We start from the raw sequence: 18,141 nt of genomic DNA, 5'->3' as shown, positions 1-18,141 counted from the left end.
GCCGCCTCCTCACCACGCCCCGACAGCAGCACCAGCCGCCCCACACCACGCCGCGCCGCCAGCCGCGCGAACGCCCCCACCGCCTCCACCGCCCCCGGAAACGCCAGATCCGGGTAGTACGTCAGATACGCCGCACTCACCCCCTCCAGCGCCGCCTCCCACGTCCCCTCGTCATGCCAGTCGAACGCCACCGCCCCCGACCGCGACCCCACCCGCACCCCGTACCCCAACCCCGACAACCGCTCCGCCACCCGCCGACCGGTCTTACCCGTCCCACCCACCACCAGCACCACACCAGCACCGACCGGAAGATCCACAACACCCTGACGAGCCATCACGAGCACCTCATTCGGAGAGACGGAGGAAACTGACGGAACCGACCCCCCGAAGGCGCCGGCGGCGCCCGGGAGGTCCGACGCGATCCGCGGGCCCCTACCGCTCTGCGAGCCCGGTCGGTTCGTCGTCATGGCACCATTCAAATCCACCCCGAGTCGGCGAACCATAGCCACCGCACTCACATCCATGCGCGAGCGTCTACGCCACCCACCAGCGGCTGTCCGCCCGGTCCGGGCCGCCACGGGGGTGCGGCCCGGCTCCTCCACCACCCCACCACAACACACCGCACCCCCGCCGGAAAGCCCTTTCCAGCACCTCTCGACCCCGGCTCCACCACCCCCGGAAATCGACTTCGAAAGAGCTCCGGAAAGGGGTGGAGAAGAAAATCACCGATGGTGCGGAAATGCGGGTGGAATTCCGGCGGAACACCGGGGCGGCGACGGCGGCCGGGCCCCGGGGGCGCGTCCGGACCGGGTACGGGCGCCCGCGCCCCGCCCCGGCAGCGGTAGTCTCGCGGCTGCTGTCGACCTGTGGGAGGGCATGTTCATGGCCAAGCTGATAGTCCTGCTCGCCGCGATCTCGGTGATCTTCTCGATGATCGCGTTCAACGGCGGAAACGCCCCGATCGGTGTGCTGTTCGCCGTCGTGGCGGCGTCCCCGATCCTCTTCATCGCCTACGCCGTGGCGACCAGGAAGCGCGCCGCCACCGGCGCCGCACGGCAGTTGACACCCGGCCAGCGCAAGGGGCGGACGATCGCCGCACGGGTGGTCGCGCTGGCGATGGTCGGAGTCCTCGGGTACGGCGTCTACTGGGTGATCTTCGAGCCGAAGGCGAGCGACAAGGCACTCAGCCGGATCTCCGACCTCGACGCCGGCTGCGCGTCGAACATCGCGCGCAAGTACTTCCCCAAGACCGCCGAGCACACCGGCGCCGGACCGCACCCGGTCGCGATGTTCACCGTCAGCGAGTCCGGCTCCTCGCACCCCGCCTCCCCCACCGCCGGCTCGCCGGACTACTGGAGCGGGACCCGCCTGGACCCGTACCGCGTCCAGCTGATCGCCTGCCTGGGCTCGGCCGACGAGGGCGAGTTCCTCACCGACTGCAAGTTCACCTCGGACTCCCTCAAGCTCTACCGCGGCAAGTACGAGGTGACCGTGTACGAGGCCAGGACGGGGAAGAAGGTCGGCACCGAACAGCTGCTGGGCAGCGCCAAACCCAGCTGCCCCAGCATGGTCTACCTGAAGAAGGACGTCTCCAAGCTGCACACCGAGCCCGAGTTCGCGGACTACCAGCAGGTACTGCGCAAGTACGTCGAGCAGTAGCCCGGACAACGCCTTCCACAGCCGGGTCCGCCCGTCGCCGCAGCCCGCCGCCCGCCAGAAGGAACGCCTCCCCGGGCGGCGCCTCCGCCCTCGGGGGATGATGACGGAGGGAGCGTCGAAGCTCACCGAGCGTAGCGAAGAGGGCGCCCGCGTTCGATCCTGCGGAAAGCGGGCAGACGGGGCGCCTCGATACGGCGAGCGAAGGAGCCCCGCATGGCCGATCCGGCGAAGTCATCCGCGCGAAACCCGCACGGCGGTACGGCCCCCGGGGCCGGGTCCGGGTCCGGGTCCGCCGGAACCGGGGTCATCGAGACCAACGTGCCGGCCCGGCTGGACCGGCTGCCGTGGTCCCGCTGGCACTGGCGGATCGTGATCGGCCTGGGCACCGTCTGGATCCTGGACGGCCTTGAGGTGACGATCGTCGGCAACATGGCGGCCAGGCTCGCGCAGCCCGGCAGCGGCATCGCCATCTCGACGACGCAGGTGACGACGATCGCGGCCGCCGTGTACGTGGCGGGCGCCTGCGCCGGCGCGCTGTTCTTCGGCTGGCTGACCGACCGGCTCGGGCGCAAGAAGCTGTTCATGGTGACGCTCGCCGTCTACCTGGCGGCGACCGCCGTGACCTCGCTGTCCTGGACGGCCTGGTTCTTCTTCCTCTGCCGCTTCTTCACCGGGTTCGGCATCGGTGGCGAGTACGCGGCGATCAACTCGGCGATCGACGAGCTGATCCCGGCCCGGGTGCGCGGCCGGATCGACCTGATCATCAACGGCAGCTTCTGGATCGGCGCCGCGCTCGGCGCCTTCGCCTCCGTCGCGCTGCTGAACACCGCGCTGTTCGCCACCGACGTGGGCTGGCGGCTCGCCTTCGGGATCGGTGTCGTGCTGGGGCTGGTGATCCTGCTGGTCCGCCGGCACGTCCCGGAGAGCCCGCGCTGGCTGTTCACCCACGGGCGGGCGCCGGAGGCCGAGGAGGTGGTGGCCGAGGCCGAGCGGATCGTGGAGCGGGAGACCGGCCGACCGCTGCCAACCGTCACCGACCGGCCGATCCTGATCCGCGAGCGCGGCCCGCTCGGCTTCGTCACGATCGCCCGCACCGTGCTCCGCCGCTACCCGCGCCGCACGGTGCTCGGCCTCTCGCTCTTCATCGGGCAGGCGTTCCTGTACAACGCCGTGACCTTCGGCTACGCCGTCATCCTGACCCTCTACTTCGACGTGCCGGAGGGCGACACCGGCTACTACTTCGCGGTCATCGCGGTCGGCAACTTCCTCGGCCCGCTGCTGCTGGGCCACCTCTTCGACTCGGTCGGGCGGGTGCCGATGATCGCCGGCACGTACATCGGCTCCGGCGTGCTGCTGTTCGGCACCGCCGCACTGTTCCAGCAGGGCGCGCTGAGCGCGGCCGGCATGACGGCCTGCTGGACGGCCGTGCTGTTCCTGGCCTCGGCGGGGGCGAGTGCGGCCTACCTGACGGTCAGCGAGATCTTCCCGCTGGAGACCAGGGCGATGTGCATCGCCTTCTTCTACGCCGTCGGCACGGCGGTCGGCGGCATCAGCGGCCCGCTGCTCTTCAACGGCCTGGTGAGCAGCGGGAAGGTCTCCGACACCACGCTCGCGTTCTGCATCGGGGCGGCGCTGATGACGGCCGCGGGGCTGGTCGAGGCCGCGATCGGCGTGCGGGCGGAACGGCGCAGCCTGGAGGACCTGGCGGCCCCGCTGAGCGCCGTCGAAGCGGCGGACCGCTAGGACTTCCGCGGCACCCGGCCGGGGTCGTCGCGGCGGCCTCCTCGGCGGACAGAGCCGGCCCGGCGATGCCTCCGCCGATGACCGGGATCCGTGTCAACTCGCCCACCCCTCAGCGCCTTTGCCACCGTCCCGAGGTCCAGGGCAGTGGCGCAGCCGGGCAGGCTGCGCGGCGCTGCGATGGATCGGCCCACCCGGGAATCGCTCAGCCGTCCGGCCGTCGAAGGCCGCATCGGAGATTTTCTGATGAATCATCAGACTTCTTTGGTGTCAGCCATGTTGTCCGCGCGAGCCCCATCGATCTGCGGTTAGCATGCGGGGCGTTCCGTTCGGAGGCGAATTGCCCGGGAGGGCCGGCTTGAGCTGCCGAGATCGGAGCCGGGCAGGCCAAGAGGAGAGTTCATGCACGAGTCCTTAAAGCACGTCCAGCCCATCAGTGAGGGCCCGACCGCGGGCGACGTCGCGCTGCCGCCGGGCCTGCCGTACCCGGACGGGTGGGCCTCGGTCGGCTTCGCCGACGAGCTCAAGCCCGGCACGGTGCTCACCCGCCGGCTGGCCGGGGAGGACGTCGTGCTGTACCGGCTGCGGAGCGGGCGGATCCGCGCGATCCGCCCGTACTGCCCGCACCTGGGGGCCCACCTCGGCCTCGCCGAGGTGGAGGGCGACGACCTGGTCTGCCCCTTCCACCGCTTCGCCTTCGACCCGGACGGCCGGTGCGTGCGGACCGGGTACGGCTCCGCGCCGCCGAAGGCCTCCCTGGCGCAGCTCCCGGTGCGCGAGGTGAACGACGCCGTCTTCGTCTGGCGCCACCACGACGGCCGGCAGCCGGACTGGGAGATCCCGTCGTGGCACACGCTCGGGCACCAGCCGCCCCGGCACGCCGCCTGGGAGATGGCCGGCTACGCCCAGGACGTCATGGAGAACGCGGTGGACCTGGGCCACTTCGTCACCCTGCACGGCTGGCCCAGCGGCGAGTTGGCGGCCCCGATCGACTGGGACGGCACGCGCTTCCACGTCTCGATGCGGGTGCAGGAGGACTTCCCGCTGCTGGGCCGGCGCCAGGTCGAGATCGAGGTCGACGGTTACGGCCTCGCCTGCCTGCACACCGACGTGCACACCCCGGCCCTCGGTCTGAAGATGTGCTCGCTGGTGATGGCCACCATGGTCGCGCCCGGCCGGATGCAGTTCAGGCAGGCGAGCCGGTTCTCCTTCGACGAGCCGTCCCGGCTGCCGCCCGTGCTCGGCAGGGCGGTCAGCCGGTCGCTGTCGAGCCTGCTGGCGGGTCCGATGTTCAAGCGCAGCTGCGAGTTCACGGCGGCCGACTTCCCGATCTGGTCCACCAAGAAGTACCTGTCGCCGCCCCGGCTCGCCCCCGGCGACGGGCCGATCGGCGCCCTGCGGCACTGGGCCCGGCAGTTCTACCCGCCGGACCACCAGGAACGCCTGTCCGTGCCGGCCGCCCTCACGGTCCGGGCCGAGAACGGTGCCCGCAGCGGGCTCGCCCAGCCCTGAGCGGACGTACGGACGTACGGACGGCCGGTCGGGGCCCGGGTCGGGGCCCCGACCCGCCGTCTGCTCAACTCGGGAGCCGGCCGCCGAGCAGGAAGGCGGTGAACGGCGCGAGCACCCGGGGGTCGGTGAAGTCCACACCGTGCGCGGTCGTGTCGAAGGTGACCATCGCCGCCCGGTGCCCGAAGGCGCGCTGGGTCTGCCGGGCGCCGTTGTAGGTGGTGTCGGGGTCGTACCGGTTCTGCAGCATCAGGATGTTGCGCGGGCCGTCCGGGTCGGCCCGGACCGGCGGTTCCTTCGGGCCGTAGTGCCAGAAGGCGCACGGCCAGACGTTGCCGCTCATGCCGTTGGTGAGCGGGTAGCGGGCCCGGTCGGTGGCGGTGCGGGCGGCGTAGGCGGCCGGGTCGCGGGGCCAGGCCGAGTCGCCGCAGATCACCGCGAACTGGGCCGCGAGGAAGTTGTCGGGGATGACCTGCGGCAGCGGGTTGCCGCCCGAGCCGCCGGTGCCCGCGCCCGTCGGCCCGTCGGCGGCCGTCGCGCCCTCCGGCGTCGGAGCCGGGGCCGGGGCCGGAGTCGTGTCGCGCTCCTCGGCCAGTTGCAGGACCCGCGCGCCGAGGGGGTAGTAGCTCGGCTTGACCAGCGAGGCGTAGACGACGCTGCGCAGGCCGCCGCCGGTGAGCAGCCGGCCGCCCGACAGCGGCAGCGGGTCGCGGTCGACCTCGCCGGCCAGCCGCAGGTAGCTCGCCCGGACCGCCTCGGGGGTGGCGCCGAGGTGCAGGGTGGCGTCCTGGGCGGCGACGAAGCGGGCCAGGGCCGGGAAGGAGTCGGCGAAGCCTTCGCTGAACAGCCTGAACCCCTGCTCCAGCCCGCCCGGCGGCACCGTGCTGTCCAGCACCACGCGGTCGGTGTGCGAGGGGAAGAGGGTGGCGTAGACCTGGCCGAGGTAGGTGCCGTACGAGCTGCCCAGGTAGGAGATCCGGGGCAGGCGCAGGGCGGCCCGGATCCGGTCCAGGTCGCGGGCCGAGTTGGCCGTGGTCACGTCGGCCAGGTAGCCGCCACTCGCGGCCGCGCAGCCGTCGGCCACCCGCCGGGCCTGGTCGAGGTTGGCGGTGATCGAGCCGTCGGGGCCGGGGAAGGGGTAGTTGAGCTGGGCGTCCCGGTCGGCGGCGGACAGGTCGCAGTGGACCGGGGTGCTGTTGCCCACCCCCCGCTCGTCGAAGCCGATCAGGTCGTACGAGCGCAGGACGTCCGCCGGCAGCAGCTTCGCCATCTCGCCCGGGTAGTCCAGTCCGGAGCCGCCCGGCCCGCCCGGCACCACGGCCAGGGTGCCGCGCCGGTGGGCGGGGTCGGCGGTGCGCAGCCGGGAGACGGTGAGGGTGATCGTGCCGGCGTCCGGGTCCTGGTAGTCCCGCGGCACCCGCAGGGTCGCGCACTGCTGGCGCGGGTCGCGGGTGAACGGCACCCCGTTGGCGTTCGGGGTCGGCGCGGGGCAGGGCCCCCAGGAGAGCTGGGCCGCCGGGGCCGCGACAGCGGTCGGTGCGAGTGGTGCGGCGAGCAGGAGGGCGGCGGTGAGCAGCGCGCCGCCGGCGCGGGCCGTGGTGCGGCCGGTAGGTCGGGTCATGCGTTTGACGCTAGGACTGCTGAGGTGTCGTCAGCCTCGGCGCGGGGGTGGAGAATTCGCCGAGGCGCCTTCTCCACCCGGCTCCACCCGGCTCCACCCCGGGGGTGAGTGCGACCAGGGCGGACCGGTGTCGGCCCGCCCGGCGTCGGACCGGACCTACGCGTGGGCTCCTGCGCACTCCGGGTGTCCCCAGCTGCTGCCCACCTTGGTGATGGTGTCGCCCTTGGCGTAGGAGCGGGTGCAGGGGCAGGTGCCGGGGAAGCGGGCGGCCAGGGTTCGCGAACCGCCCGAGGAGCGCTTCTTCGCCGTGGACGAGCCGGCCGACGAGCCGGCCGACGAACCCGCCGACGAGGAGACCGACGACGAGGCCGGGCGGGCGGCCCGCGCCGGGGTGGTCCGGGCCGGGTCCGGCTCGGGGAGGTCGGCGGCGGTTCCGCCCGCGGCCTGCTGCTGGCGGGCGGCGTCGCTGGCGGCCTTGTCGGCGATGGCGTTCAGCGGGTCGCCGTTCACCTGGTGGGCGGGGACGTACACGAAGGTGACGTCCCGCCCGGTCAGGAGCTCGTCGATGTGCTGGATCAGCTCGCGGTTGGCGACGGGCTTGCCGGCGGCGGTCTTCCAGCCGTTGCGCTTCCAGCCGACCAGCCACTTGGTCACCGCGTCGCGGGTGTACGTGCTGTCGAGCCGGACCTCCAGCGGGACGGCCGGGTCCGTCGACGCCAGCAGCTGCTCCAGCGCCGTCAGCTCGCCCACGTTGTTGGTGCTGTGCCCAAGCGGACCGGCCTGCCAGCGCTGGGGCACCCCGGCGGCGTCCGCCACCACGTAGGCCCAGGCCGCCGGACCGGGGTTGCCCTTGGCTGCTCCGTCACACGCTGCAATGACTCGTTCGACCATGCCCCGATCATGCCAGGACGTGGCTGCTCCGGGCCAAATCGGTCAGGCGCGGAGCAGCAGCAGGAGCAGGGCGGCGGACCAGCTGAAGTTGGTCGAGTTCCGCCCCTCCCCCGTCAGCGGGTCGTAGTTCTCCCGCAGCGGACCGTCGCCGCCGAGCCCGGCGGCCGTCGCCAGGAGCCGGTCCGTCGCCCGGCGGGCGTCCTGGTTCCAGCCGTACCGGCGCAGGCCTTCGATGGCGAAGTAGGTCTGGTCGATCCAGGCCAGCCCGCGCCAGTACCCGGCGGGGTCGAAGGAGGGCGAGCTGCGGGCGACGGTCGGGAACGGCAGCGCGGTGCCGAACTCGGCCGGGTCGAGCAGGAGCCCGCGGACCGCACGGGCCTGGGCGGGTGAGGCGGTGCCGGACCAGAGCGGGATGGCGCCCTCGATGCCGCGCCCGCGCGCGGTGAGGCGGGCGCCGGTGGCCAGGTCGGTGTCGTGGAACCAGCCCGTGGCGGGGTCGAACATGGTGTCGCGCACGGCCCGGTCGATCGCCTCGGCCCGTCCGCGCAGCCGCTGGGCGGCGGTGCGGTCGCCGAGTTCGGCGGCGATGGCGGCCAGGGCGCGGTGGTCGGCGGCCAGGTAGGCGTTGAGGTCGACGGAGCGCTGGGTGAGCGACCAGCCCAGCAGGGCCCCCTGCGCGCTGCGGTTGGCGACGACGGCGGTGCCGAGGGCGGCGTCGAAGCGCGGCGCGTTGTCCATGCCGGACTCCCAGGCCGCCGCCGCCAGGCAGTCCGCCGGGGCGGCGTTGCCCGGGTCGACGGTGGCGCCGTACTCGCACAGGCCTTCGCCGTCGTGGTCCCGGGTGCGGTACCACCAGTCCTGGTAGGCGGTCAGTTTGGGCAGCAGCTCGCGCAGGAACGCCCGGTCGCCGCCGCGCCGGTAGACCTCCCAGACGGCCCAGGAGGCCAGCGGGGGCTTGGAGTTGCGCTCGTTCCAGTTGCCGCCGCCGGTGCTCGGGTCGTTGTAGAAGACGCAGTCCGGGATCATCCCGGCGTCCTGCGGGCGGTCGGCGGAGTCGGGGCGGATCTGGTGGTCGAACATCGCCCGGATCTGGTCGGCGGCCAGCTCGGGGGCGAAGACGGCGGTGCCGGCGGCCTGCTTCCAGGTGTCCCAGGCCCAGACCCCGCTGAACCACTTGTACGAGAGCGTGGGCGTGACGGCGTCGTGCCGGATCCGCCCGGCCGGGCTGCGCCAGTTGGTGACCAGGGTCTGCACGCACTTGACGGCCGTCCGGCGGCGCGCGGCCGGGATGCCCTCGGTCGCCCGGGCGACGTACCCGGCCCAGCGGGCGGCGCCCGCCGCGGCGACCCGGTCCGGGGCGCGCAGCGCGGCGTCCGCCTCGGCGACGGCGCGGGCGTGCTCGGCGTCGGTGAAGGTGTAGCTCTCGGCCCAGTCCAGGGTGCGGGCCGCACCCGGGGCCAGCCGGACGGCCCCGGCCAGTTCGGTGCGGTGGCCGTCGCCGCTGACGGTGGTGCGCACCGGCGCCGCGTGGCGGACTTCGAAGCGCTCGGTGCCGTCGGTGAGGTAGTCCCAGGTCTGCCGTACCCGGGCGAACCGGACGGCGACGCCGCGTTCGGCGGCGACCAGGGCGGGGGCGTCGTGCTGGGGGCCGGTGGCCGGGCGCAGCAGGGTCCCGGTCCAGGCGACCTGGAGGGTCCGCTCGGCCGGGCCGCCGTTGGCCAGCCGGGCCCTGACCAGGGCGGTGCGGTTGCCGGCGAAGCGCAGTTCCAGGGTGAGCGCCAGGCGGCCGCCGAGGTCGTAGGACTGGCGCAGCAGTCCGGGCAGCGAGGTGAGTCGGGGGGCGCCGCCGGCGGCGAGGTCCAGGACCCTTCCCTGCTCGGTCAGTTGGAGGCGGTTGAGGCCGCCGCTGAGCCACCACGGGTATTCCTGGGCGAGGTGGAGCGGGCCGGTGAAGCCGCCGAGCGGGTCCTGCGGGCGCGGCAGGGCGTAGGCGTGCCAGGCGCCGAGGTCGGCGAAGACGTTGATCGGGTTGTTGCCGGTGGCGTCGCCGGGGTAGGCCTGCGCGGGGGTGCCGTGCAGGTCGAGGACGTCGGCGTAGCGGTCGGAGAGGGCGGACGGGTCAGCCAGGTCGGACGGGGCGGCCTGCCGGTCGTCGGCGTGGGCGGCCGGTGCGACGCCGCCGGCCACGGCGAGGGCGGTGCCGGTGGCGGCGGTGGCGGCCAGGAGTCGGCGGCGGGACAACGGCGTCATGTGCGCTCCTCGGCGGGCGTGGACGGGGGCGTGGACTGAGACGGAGGTGGGGAGGCCGGGTCGGGGCCGGCCGCGGGGACGCGGACGACGGCGGCGCCGAGCGGCGCGAGGGTGAGGCCCTGGCCGGTGTCGGCGCCGGTGAGCAGGTCGGTGCCGGGCCGGTCCAGCGCCACCCGGCATGCGGCGGGGCCGTGGTTGAGCAGGAACAGGTAGTCGGTGCCGTCGGCGGCGCGGCGGCGGGTGGCCTCGACGCCGGCCGGCAGGCCGGGCAGTTCGGCGCCCACCCCGGCGTCGGCGAGCGGCAGGTCGAGCACCCGGCCGACGTCCGCGCCGAGGTGGCAGCCGAGGTACCAGGCGCTGCCGGTGCCGTGGCGGTGCCGGGTGACGGCGGGCAGGCCGGCCAGCTCGCCGGAGGCGTAGCGGGCGACGGTCTCGGCGCCCTCGGTGTCGATCCATTCGCTCCAGTGCTCGGCGCGCAGCTCCGGCCCGCCGCCGTCGAGCCGGACGGTGGTGACGGCACCGTCGGGGATCGGCCAGTGCTCGTCCACGACGAGGCCGAACAGCGGCCGCAGCGGCCCGGGGTGGCCGCCGGGGTGGAGGTGGTCGTGCCGGTCGCTGATGCCGCTGAACGGGCCGCAGACCAGGTGGCCGCCCGCCTGGACGAAGGTGGTGAGCCGGTCGGCGGTGGCGGTGTCGAGCAGGTACAGGTTGGGGGCGAGCAGCAGCCGGTAGCCGTCGAGGTCGCCGGTGGGCGGGACGAAGTCGACGGTCACGCCGCGGTCGTGGAGGGCCGCGTACCAGGGCCGGAGCAGGTCGAGCCAGCGCATCCGCGCGGAGGGGTGGTCGTCCAGCTCCAGTGCCCACCAGCTGTCCCAGTCGAGCAGGACGGCCGCCCGCCCGCGGATCCGGCTGCCCGCGATCTCGCCGAGCCGGCGCAGCTCGGCCCCGAACCGGACGGTCTCCCGCCAGCCGCGCGAGGAGGTGCCGCGGTGCGGGAGCATCGCGCTGTGGAACTTCTCGGCCCCGGCGACGGAGGCGCGCCACTGGAAGTGCAGTACGCCGTCCGCGCCCCGGGCCAGCGCCTGGAGCGACCAGAGCCGGTACAGGCCGGGCCGTTTGGGCAGGTTGACGGGCCGCCAGCTGACGGCCGAGGGGGCCTGTTCCATCAGCAGCCACGGCTTGCCGCCCTTGAGGGAGCGCATCAGGTCGTAGTTCATGGCCGCGTTGACGTGTGTGCGGGGGTCGGCCGGGTCGGGGTAGGCGTCGTCGGAGACGAGGTCCTCGTGGCGGCTCCACTCCCAGTAGTCCAGCGACTTGAGCATCGACATGAAGTTGGTGGTGACGGGCACGCCCGGTGAGACCTCGTCGAGGACGGCCTTCTCGGTGCGGTGCAGGGCCAGGAGTGCGTCGGAGCAGAACCGGCGCCAGTCCAGCAGTTGGGTCGGGTTGACCGGTCCCGGCGCGGCGCGCGGCGGTTCGATCTCGTCGAACGAGCCGTAGCGCTGCGACCAGAACGCCGTCCCCCAGGAGCGGTTGAGTTCGTCGACGTCGCCGTGCCGCTCGCGCAGCCAGCGCCGGAAGTCGGTGGCGGACGCGGGGCAGAAGCACTCCTGGACGTGGTCGCCGTACTCGTTGTGGATGTGCCACAGGGCGAGTGCGGGGTGGTCGTGGTAGCGCTCGGCGAGGGCCCGGGTGAGCCGGGCGGCGGCGGCCCGGTAGACGGCGGAGGAGGGGCAGTAGTGCTGGCGCGAGCCGAACTCCAGCCGGACGCCGTCGGCGGTGACGGGCAGCAGCTCGGGGTGGGCGCGGACCAGCCAGGCGGGCGGCGAGGCGGTGGCGGTGGCCAGGTCGACGGCGATGCCGTGGCCGTGGACGAGGTCGAGGAGGCGGTCCAGCCAGCCGAAGTCCCAGCTGTCGGCGGCGGGTTGGAGCCGGGCCCAGGAGAAGACCCCGACGGTGACCAGGTTGACCCCGGCCTCGGCCATCAGCTTCACGTCCTCGGCCCACACCTCCTCGGACCACTGCTCGGGGTTCCAGTCCCCGCCGTAGAGGAGGCCGGGGACGCGGGTGAGTGCGCCTGCGCGGGAAGGGGTGCGGGAGGTCATGCGGGGGGTCATCCTTTCAGCGCTCCGCCGAGCAGGCCGGCCACGAACTGCCGCTGGAACACCACGAAGAGCAGCACCAGCGGGAGGGTGGCCAGCAGGGAGCCGAGCATGAGGCCGGAGTAGTCGACGTGAGTCAGCCCGGTCAGCGTGTTGAGCGCCACCGGCACGGTGTACTTGTCCTCGGTGTTGAGCATCAGCAGCGGCCAGATGAAGCTGTTCCACTGGCCCATGAAGGTGAAGATCACGAGCGCGCCCAGCTGCGGCCGCACGCACGGCAGGACGACCTGGTAGAAGGTGCGCAGTTCGCCGGAGCCGTCGATGCGCGCCGACTCCAGGAGTTCGTCGGGGAAGTCCAGGAAGCCCTGGCGCATCAGCAGGATGCCGAAGGAGTTGGCCAGGAAGGGCAGGATGACCGCCTGGTAGCTGTCGATCCAGCCGACGCTGGCCATCATCTGGAACAGCGGGACGAGCAGCACCTGGAGCGGGATCATCATGGTCGCCAGCACCAGCCCGAGCAGCAGCCCGCGGCCCCGGAACCGGTACTTGGCCAGCCCGTAGCCGCACATGGCCGACAGCAGGGAGCTCAGCGCGGTGTAGACGACGGCGACGCCGAGGCTGTTGAGCAGCACCCGGCCGAAGCCGATGCTCTGCTGGAGGTGCGCCAGGTTGCGCAGCAGTTCCCCGCCGGGCAGGAACGGCGGCGGGGAGTGGAAGAGTTCGGAGCTGCTGTGGGTGCTGGCGATCAGCATCCAGGCGAACGGCACCAGGCTGACGACGGCGCCGAGGGCGAGCACGGCCAGGACGGCGCCGCGGCCGAGCCGGGCGGTCAGCGGCCGGGCCACCGGTGGGCGGACGGCCGCCGACCGGGCGGGCCGGGGGCGGGCGGAGGTGGCGCTCATCGGCGGCGTTCCCTTCCGTAGAACCGGAACTGGAGGAGGGAGACGGCGGCGATGACCAGCACCACGACCCAGGCGATCGCGGCCGCGTACCCGAAGTCGAGCTGCTGGAAGCCGACCTTGTACAGGTAGACCACCGGGGTGAGGGTCGCGTCGCCGGGGCCGCCGCGCGTCAGCACGTAGTTCTCGTCGAAGAGTTGGAGTGTGCCGATGGTGGAGGTGATGACGCAGAACAGCACCACCGGCCGCAGCTGCGGCAGGATCACGCTGGTGTAGGTGCGCAGCGTGCCCGCGCCGTCGAGGGCGGCGGCCTCGTACTGGTCCCGGCCGATGGCGTGCAGGCCGGCGAGCAGGATGACGGCGTTGTAGCCGGTCCAGCGCCAGGTGACCGAGCCGATCAGGGAGATCCGGGCCCAGGTGGGCGAGTTGAGCCAGTCGACGGGGCCGGCGCCCAGGGCGTGCAGGAGCTGGTTGGCCAGGCCGCCGTCGGTGCGCAGCAGCACCTGGAAGACGACGGCGTAGGCGACCAGCGTGGTGACGGCGGGCAGGAAGAAGACGGCCCGCCAGCCGGCCCGGAAGCGCAGCCAGGACTGGTTCAGCAGGACGGCCAGCACCAGCGCCAGCCCGATCATCACGGGCACCTGGACGGCCAGGATCATCCCGGTGTTGACCAGGGAGTGCAGGAAGGCCGGGTCGTCCAGCATGCGCCGGTACTGGTCCAGGCCGACCCAGACGGTGGCGCCGTCCCGGCGGGCGGTGAAGCTCTGGTAGAGGCTGGCGCCGAGCGGATAGGCGAAGAAGAGGATGAAGAGCACGGCCGTGGGCCCGGCGAAGAGCCAGGCCGCGGAGCGTGGCAGCCGTCGTCGCCGGGTGGGCGTGGTGCGCGCGGGTGCGGCGGCCATCCGGGGGGCGGGGGCCTGGAGACTGGTCATGGCGCGTGTCCCTACGGGGCCGGCTGGCGACTGGTCGCGGTGGCGATCTGGCGGGCGGCGGAGCGCAGCACGGTGCCGGGGTCGGCTCCGTTGTGCAGCACCTGGTTGACGGCGGTGTTGACGATGTCGCCGGCCTTGGAGTCGTCGGCGGTGGTCTCGACGGTGGGGATGGACCGGGCGAGGTCGGCGAAGAGCCGCATGGCGGGCTGGTTCGCGTAGTACGGGTCCGGCTGCTGGAAGTACGGGTCGTCCAGGGCCGGGAGGTAGGCGGGGAAGAGGCCTTCGTGTTCCATCATCGAGGCCTGGTTGGCCCGGTCGGCGAGCAGGAAGGAGAGGAATTCCCAGGCGAGTTCGGGGTTCTTGCTCTGTGCGGTGACGGAGAGGGTGGAGCCGCCGCTGTTGGAGGTGCGGCAGCCGCCGGGGTCGAACGCGGGCAGGGGGACGACGCCGAACTTGCCGTTCAGGTCGGCCATGTCGCCGGTGAGGGTGCCGTCCCACCAGGCGGCGGTGGGGGTGGTGGCGGCCTTGCCGTCGTGGGTGCCGGAGACCAGGCCGTCCCAGCCGTTCTCGAAGTCGACCAGGCCCCGGTCGACGAGCTGCTTCATCAGGGTGAGCGCCCGTTCGGCGGCGGGTGAGGCGACGGCGACCTTGCCGTCGACGAACCAGCCCTGGCCCTGTTGTTGGAGCAGCAGGGCGAACATGCTGTCCTGCTTGGCGTCCAGGATGAGCAGTTTCTTGCCGGTGCGGTCCTTGAGGGTGGTGCCGACGGCGAGGTAGTCGTCCCAGGTGGTGAGGGTGGCGGGGTCGATTCCGGCCTGCTGGAAGTGGTCGCGGCGGTAGAAGAGGGCGCACGGGCCGCTGTCCCAGGGCAGGGCGAGGACGCGGCCGCCCGCGTCGGTGACGGTGCGCCAGACGGACGGTGCGAAGTCCTTCGCGAGGCCGCCGGCCCGGCTGGTCAGGTCCACCAGCGCGTGGGGGAAGTTGCCGATGTAGGTGGGCATTCGGTGGCCCTCGACGGTCAGTACGTCGGGGAGTCCGCTGCCGGCTCCGAGTCCGACGGTGATCTTGTCGTAGGCGTTGTCGTAGCCGATGTCGACGACGTCGACGGTGGTGCCGGGGTGGGCCTGTTCGAAGGCCTTGCCGAGCCGTTGCATGGCCTTGGCGGCGACGTCCCAGGACCAGATGGTGATCTTCCCGGCGGCCTTGCCGCCCGAACTCGCGTCCAGCCGTTTGGCGTTCGGGGCGCCGGCGCCGCCGGTGGCGCAGCCCGTCGCCCCGGTCAGCAGCAGCGCGCCGCCCGCGAGCCCGGCGCCGAGGACCCGGCGCCGGGTGGGGCCCGGTCCGGATCCGGCCCGGTTGCCCGCCGGAGCGTCAAGGCGTCTGTGCCGGGTGCCGGTTGAGTTCTTTCCTCCCGACATCTTGCCTCCTGAAGAGTGAATGCCGAATGCTGTATACAGAACTCAGCACACACAGTGCCGTCAAGGCTTGTGACCGAAATCGCGGAAGGTGCCAGGATGACCGCACGCGCCCCCCGGACCCACCCGTACATCCCCAACGCCGCCCCCGACGTGAAGAAGGCCATGCTGGCGGCGATCGGCGCGCACAGCGTCGAGGAGTTCTACGCCGACATCCCCGCCGAGCTCCGCCTGGACCGCCCGCTGCGACTGCCCGAGCCGCTCGGCTCCGAGGCCCAACTGGTGGCCCACATGGACGAGTTGCTCGCCCGCAACACCGCCGTCCCGCCCGGCCGCAGCTTCCTCGGCGCCGGCTGCTACCGCCACCACGTGCCCGCCGTGGTCGACGAGGTCGTCAACCGCAGCGAGTTCCTCACCGCCTACGCCGGCGAGCCGTACGAGGACCACGGCCGCTTCCAGGCCCTGTGGGAGTACCAGTCGCTGATGGCCGAACTGCTGGCCGTCGACGTCGTCAACGTGCCGACCTACGACGGCTTCCAGGCCGCCGCCACCGCACTGCGGATGGCCGGCCGGGCCACCGGGCGCCGCCGCCTCCTGCTCGTCGGCGACCTCGACCCGGACAAGCTCTCCCGGATCCGCGACTACGTGCACGGCGTCCACGACCTCGTGCTCGTCCCGGCCGAACCCGGGGCCGTCCGCGCCGCCCTCGCCGCCGGCGACGCCGCCGCCGTCTTCGCCGAACTGACCGACCACTGCGGCCGCATCGACCCCGAACTGCCGCAGTACGTCGAACTCGCCCACCAGGCAGGCGCGCTGGCCGTCATCGGCGCCAACCCGATCAGCCTCGGCGTGCTCGCCCCGCCCGCCTCCTTCGGCGCCGACCTCACCTGCGGCGACCTCCAGCCGCTCGGCATCCACCCCAGCTTCGGCGGCGGCAACGCGGGCTTCATCGCCAGCGCCGACGACGAACGCCTGGTGGCCGAGTACCCGAGCCGCCTCTTCGGCCTCACCCCCACCGACGTACCGGGCGAGTACGGCTTCGGCGACGTCGCCTACGAGCGCACCTCCTTCGCCGTGCGCGAGGAGGGCAAGGAGTGGGTCGGCACCGCCGCCGCCCTGCACGGCATCGCCGCCGGGGTCTACCTCTCGCTGATGGGGCCGCACGGCATGCGCGAGATCGGCGAGACCATCCTCGCCAACACCGCCTACGCCCGCCGGCGCCTCGCCCAGGCCCCCGGCGTGGAACTCGCCGACCCCGAGGCCGTCCACTTCGCCGACTTCACCCTCCGCTACACCGGCGGGCGCACCGCCGCCGAGGTCGCCGCCGCACTGCTCGCCCGCGGCCTGCACGCCGGCACCCCGGCCGGAGAACACGAGGGCCGCTACTGCGTCACCGAGCTCCACACCCAGGCCGACATCGACCGCCTCGCCACCGCCCTTGAGGAGATCGTCAAGTGACGGATCGTCAGACCAGCGGCGGGACCGACCCGCGGATCGCCCCCAAGCCCGCCCTGCGCCGCTTCCACCAGGCCCGCTGGGACGAGAAACTGATCTTCGAACTGGGCGCGCCCGGCGAGCGCGGCATCCTGCCGCCGACCCCCGGCCCCGGCGTCACCGCCGCCGTCGGCAGCCCCGCCGACCACCTGCCCGCCGCGCTGCGCCGCGCCACCCCGGCCGCGCTGCCCGAACTCGGCCAGCAGCAGGTGCTCCGCCACTACCTGCGGCTCTCCCAGGAGAACCTCGGCGCCGACCTCAACGTCGACGTCGGCCAGGGCACCTGCACCATGAAGTACAGCCCCAAGGTCAACGACGCCTTCGTCCGCGACCCGCGCATCGCCGCCCTGCACCCGGCCCAGGACCCCTCGACCGTCCAAGGGGTGCTCGAACTCGTCCACCGGCTGGAGCAGTTGCTCAAGGAAGTCTCCGGCATGGACCGGGTCTCACTGCAACCCGGCGCCGGCTCCGCCGCGATCTGGACCAACGTCTCCGTCATCCGCGCCCACTTCGCCGCCCGCGGCGAGCTGGAACAGCGCGACGAGGTCATCACCACCGCCTTCTCGCACCCCTCCAACGCCGCCTGCGCCAAGACCGCCGGCTTCAAGGTGATCACCCTGCACCCGGACGCGGACGGCTACCCCGACATCGAGGCGCTGCGCGCCGCCGTCGGCCCGCGCACCGCCGCGCTGCTCATCACCAACCCCGAGGACACCGGGATCTACAACCCCCGGATCGCCGAGTTCGTCCGCATCGTGCACGCGGCCGGCGGCCTGTGCGCCTACGACCAGGCCAACGCCAACGGCGTCCTCGGCATCACCCGGGCCCGCGAGGCCGGCTTCGACCTGTGCCACTTCAACCTGCACAAGACCTTCTCCACCCCGCACGCCTGCGGCGGCCCCGCCGCCGGCGCCTGCGGCGTCACCGCCGAGCTCGCGCCCCACCTGCCCAGCCCCACCGTCGAGTTCGACGGCGAGCGGTACGTCCTGGACCACGACCGGCCGGAGTCCATCGGCAAGATCCGCCCCTACCTGGGCGTCGTCCCGAACCTGGTCCGCGCCTACGCCTGGATCATGTCGATGGGCGCCGCGGGGCTGCGCGAGGTGGCCGAGACCGCCGTGCTCAACAACAACTACCTGATGCACCAGGTCCAGCGGATCCGCGGCGTCTCCGTGCCCTACGCCAAGGGGCGGCCGCGCGTCGAGCAGGTCCGCTACAGCTGGCAGCAGCTCAACGAGGACACCGGCCTGCACAGCGAGGACCTCGGGTACCGCGCCGCCGACTTCGGCACCCACTACTGGACCAGCCACCACCCGTACGTCGTCCCCGAGCCGATGACGCTGGAGCCGACCGAGTCCTACTCCCGCGCCGACCTGGACGAGTACGCCGCGATCCTCGCCGAGGTCGCCCGCGAGGCCTACGAGGACCCGGAAACCGTCCGCACGGCCCCACACAACTCCACCGTGCACCGCATCCGGCACGAACCGCTGGACGACCCGGCGGTCTGGGCCGTCAGCTGGCGCGCCTACCGCCGCAAGGTCCTCGGCGAGCGGCCGTGACGGCGGACCCCGGGGCCGGTCGTCGAACTCCCTTCGCCCGCCCGGTAGTCGGGAGTTCGACGACGGGCCC

Annotated in this window: 12 protein-coding genes and 1 pseudogene; 5 read left to right on the top strand and 8 right to left on the bottom strand. The window is 73.1% G+C overall.

Going from position 1 to position 18,141, the window contains the following annotated elements; genetic code table 11:
• A pseudogene (locus tag AB0R04_RS29150) lies at positions 1 to 335 on the bottom strand (NmrA family transcriptional regulator); the annotation flags it as partial.
• A 547-nt stretch (positions 336 to 882) separates the two neighbouring features.
• Between AB0R04_RS29150 and AB0R04_RS29145 the strand changes: the two are divergent.
• From AB0R04_RS29145 to AB0R04_RS29135, 3 genes are all read left to right on the top strand, one after another.
• The gene (locus AB0R04_RS29145) at positions 883 to 1,659 is read left to right on the top strand and encodes a hypothetical protein (protein WP_363376463.1); all 777 of its coding nucleotides are present in this window, start codon (positions 883 to 885) and stop codon (positions 1,657 to 1,659) included.
• 213 nt (positions 1,660 to 1,872) lie between these two features.
• The gene (locus AB0R04_RS29140) at positions 1,873 to 3,402 is read left to right on the top strand and encodes an MFS transporter (RefSeq protein ID WP_363376461.1); all 1,530 of its coding nucleotides are present in this window, start codon (positions 1,873 to 1,875) and stop codon (positions 3,400 to 3,402) included.
• Positions 3,403 to 3,801: 399 nt separating this feature from the next.
• On the top strand, positions 3,802 to 4,911 hold the full coding sequence (locus AB0R04_RS29135; RefSeq protein WP_363376459.1) for a Rieske 2Fe-2S domain-containing protein: 1,110 nt from the start codon (positions 3,802 to 3,804) through the stop codon (positions 4,909 to 4,911).
• Between the two features lie 64 nt (positions 4,912 to 4,975).
• Here the strand turns inward: AB0R04_RS29135 and AB0R04_RS29130 are convergent, their stop codons facing one another.
• The 7 genes from AB0R04_RS29130 to AB0R04_RS29100 all read right to left on the bottom strand — a co-directional run bounded on the left by AB0R04_RS29130 (position 4,976) and on the right by AB0R04_RS29100 (position 15,021).
• The gene (locus tag AB0R04_RS29130; protein WP_363376457.1) at positions 4,976 to 6,529 is read right to left on the bottom strand and encodes an alpha/beta fold hydrolase; all 1,554 of its coding nucleotides are present in this window, start codon (positions 6,527 to 6,529) and stop codon (positions 4,976 to 4,978) included.
• Between the two features lie 156 nt (positions 6,530 to 6,685).
• Positions 6,686 to 7,420, bottom strand: a complete 735-nt coding sequence (locus AB0R04_RS29125; RefSeq protein WP_363376455.1) for a ribonuclease H — start codon at positions 7,418 to 7,420, stop codon at positions 6,686 to 6,688.
• A 42-nt stretch (positions 7,421 to 7,462) separates the two neighbouring features.
• Positions 7,463 to 9,670, bottom strand: a complete 2,208-nt coding sequence (locus AB0R04_RS29120) for a trehalase family glycosidase (protein ID WP_363376453.1) — start codon at positions 9,668 to 9,670, stop codon at positions 7,463 to 7,465.
• Positions 9,667 to 11,775, bottom strand: a complete 2,109-nt coding sequence (locus AB0R04_RS29115) for a beta-galactosidase (protein ID WP_363376451.1) — start codon at positions 11,773 to 11,775, stop codon at positions 9,667 to 9,669. The genes AB0R04_RS29120 and AB0R04_RS29115 overlap by 4 nt, the downstream gene beginning before the upstream one ends.
• An 8-nt stretch (positions 11,776 to 11,783) precedes the next feature.
• Positions 11,784 to 12,674, bottom strand: coding sequence for a carbohydrate ABC transporter permease (locus tag AB0R04_RS29110; protein WP_363376449.1), 891 nt, complete (start codon positions 12,672 to 12,674; stop codon positions 11,784 to 11,786).
• Entirely contained in the window at positions 12,671 to 13,603 is a 933-nt protein-coding gene (locus AB0R04_RS29105) for a sugar ABC transporter permease (protein WP_363376447.1), read from the bottom strand. Before AB0R04_RS29105 ends, AB0R04_RS29110 begins: the two co-directional genes overlap by 4 nt.
• 11 nt (positions 13,604 to 13,614) lie before the next feature.
• Positions 13,615 to 15,021, bottom strand: a complete 1,407-nt coding sequence (locus AB0R04_RS29100; protein ID WP_363376445.1) for a sugar ABC transporter substrate-binding protein — start codon at positions 15,019 to 15,021, stop codon at positions 13,615 to 13,617.
• A gap of 96 nt (positions 15,022 to 15,117) precedes the next feature.
• Here AB0R04_RS29100 and gcvPA point away from each other — a divergent pair, with 96 nt between their 5' ends.
• Both gcvPA and gcvPB read left to right on the top strand, forming a co-directional pair.
• Positions 15,118 to 16,476, top strand: coding sequence for an aminomethyl-transferring glycine dehydrogenase subunit GcvPA (gene gcvPA / locus AB0R04_RS29095; RefSeq protein WP_363376443.1), 1,359 nt, complete (start codon positions 15,118 to 15,120; stop codon positions 16,474 to 16,476).
• Complete coding sequence (gene gcvPB, locus AB0R04_RS29090; protein WP_363376441.1) at positions 16,473 to 18,071, top strand: aminomethyl-transferring glycine dehydrogenase subunit GcvPB; 1,599 nt, start codon at positions 16,473 to 16,475, stop codon at positions 18,069 to 18,071. Before gcvPA ends, gcvPB begins: the two co-directional genes overlap by 4 nt.
• Positions 18,072 to 18,141: the final 70 nt, after the last annotated feature.

It is taken from the genome of Kitasatospora sp. NPDC056731 (assembly GCF_040687675.1).
Classification (GTDB): Bacteria; Actinomycetota; Actinomycetes; order Streptomycetales; family Streptomycetaceae; genus Kitasatospora.
Note: the sequence above shows the minus strand (reverse complement) of the source record. Positions and strands in the feature narration are given on the sequence as shown.

Coding starts and splice junctions, on each gene's coding strand:
- AB0R04_RS29145 (WP_363376463.1), top strand. CDS start 883: ATGGCCAAGCTGATAGTCCTGCTCGCCGCGATCTCGGTGATCTTCTCG.
- AB0R04_RS29140 (WP_363376461.1), top strand. CDS start 1,873: ATGGCCGATCCGGCGAAGTCATCCGCGCGAAACCCGCACGGCGGTACG.
- AB0R04_RS29135 (WP_363376459.1), top strand. CDS start 3,802: ATGCACGAGTCCTTAAAGCACGTCCAGCCCATCAGTGAGGGCCCGACC.
- AB0R04_RS29130 (WP_363376457.1), bottom strand. CDS start 6,529: ATGACCCGACCTACCGGCCGCACCACGGCCCGCGCCGGCGGCGCGCTG.
- AB0R04_RS29125 (WP_363376455.1), bottom strand. CDS start 7,420: ATGGTCGAACGAGTCATTGCAGCGTGTGACGGAGCAGCCAAGGGCAAC.
- AB0R04_RS29120 (WP_363376453.1), bottom strand. CDS start 9,670: ATGACGCCGTTGTCCCGCCGCCGACTCCTGGCCGCCACCGCCGCCACC.
- AB0R04_RS29115 (WP_363376451.1), bottom strand. CDS start 11,775: ATGACCTCCCGCACCCCTTCCCGCGCAGGCGCACTCACCCGCGTCCCC.
- AB0R04_RS29110 (WP_363376449.1), bottom strand. CDS start 12,674: ATGAGCGCCACCTCCGCCCGCCCCCGGCCCGCCCGGTCGGCGGCCGTC.
- AB0R04_RS29105 (WP_363376447.1), bottom strand. CDS start 13,603: ATGACCAGTCTCCAGGCCCCCGCCCCCCGGATGGCCGCCGCACCCGCG.
- AB0R04_RS29100 (WP_363376445.1), bottom strand. CDS start 15,021: ATGTCGGGAGGAAAGAACTCAACCGGCACCCGGCACAGACGCCTTGAC.
- gcvPA (WP_363376443.1), top strand. CDS start 15,118: ATGACCGCACGCGCCCCCCGGACCCACCCGTACATCCCCAACGCCGCC.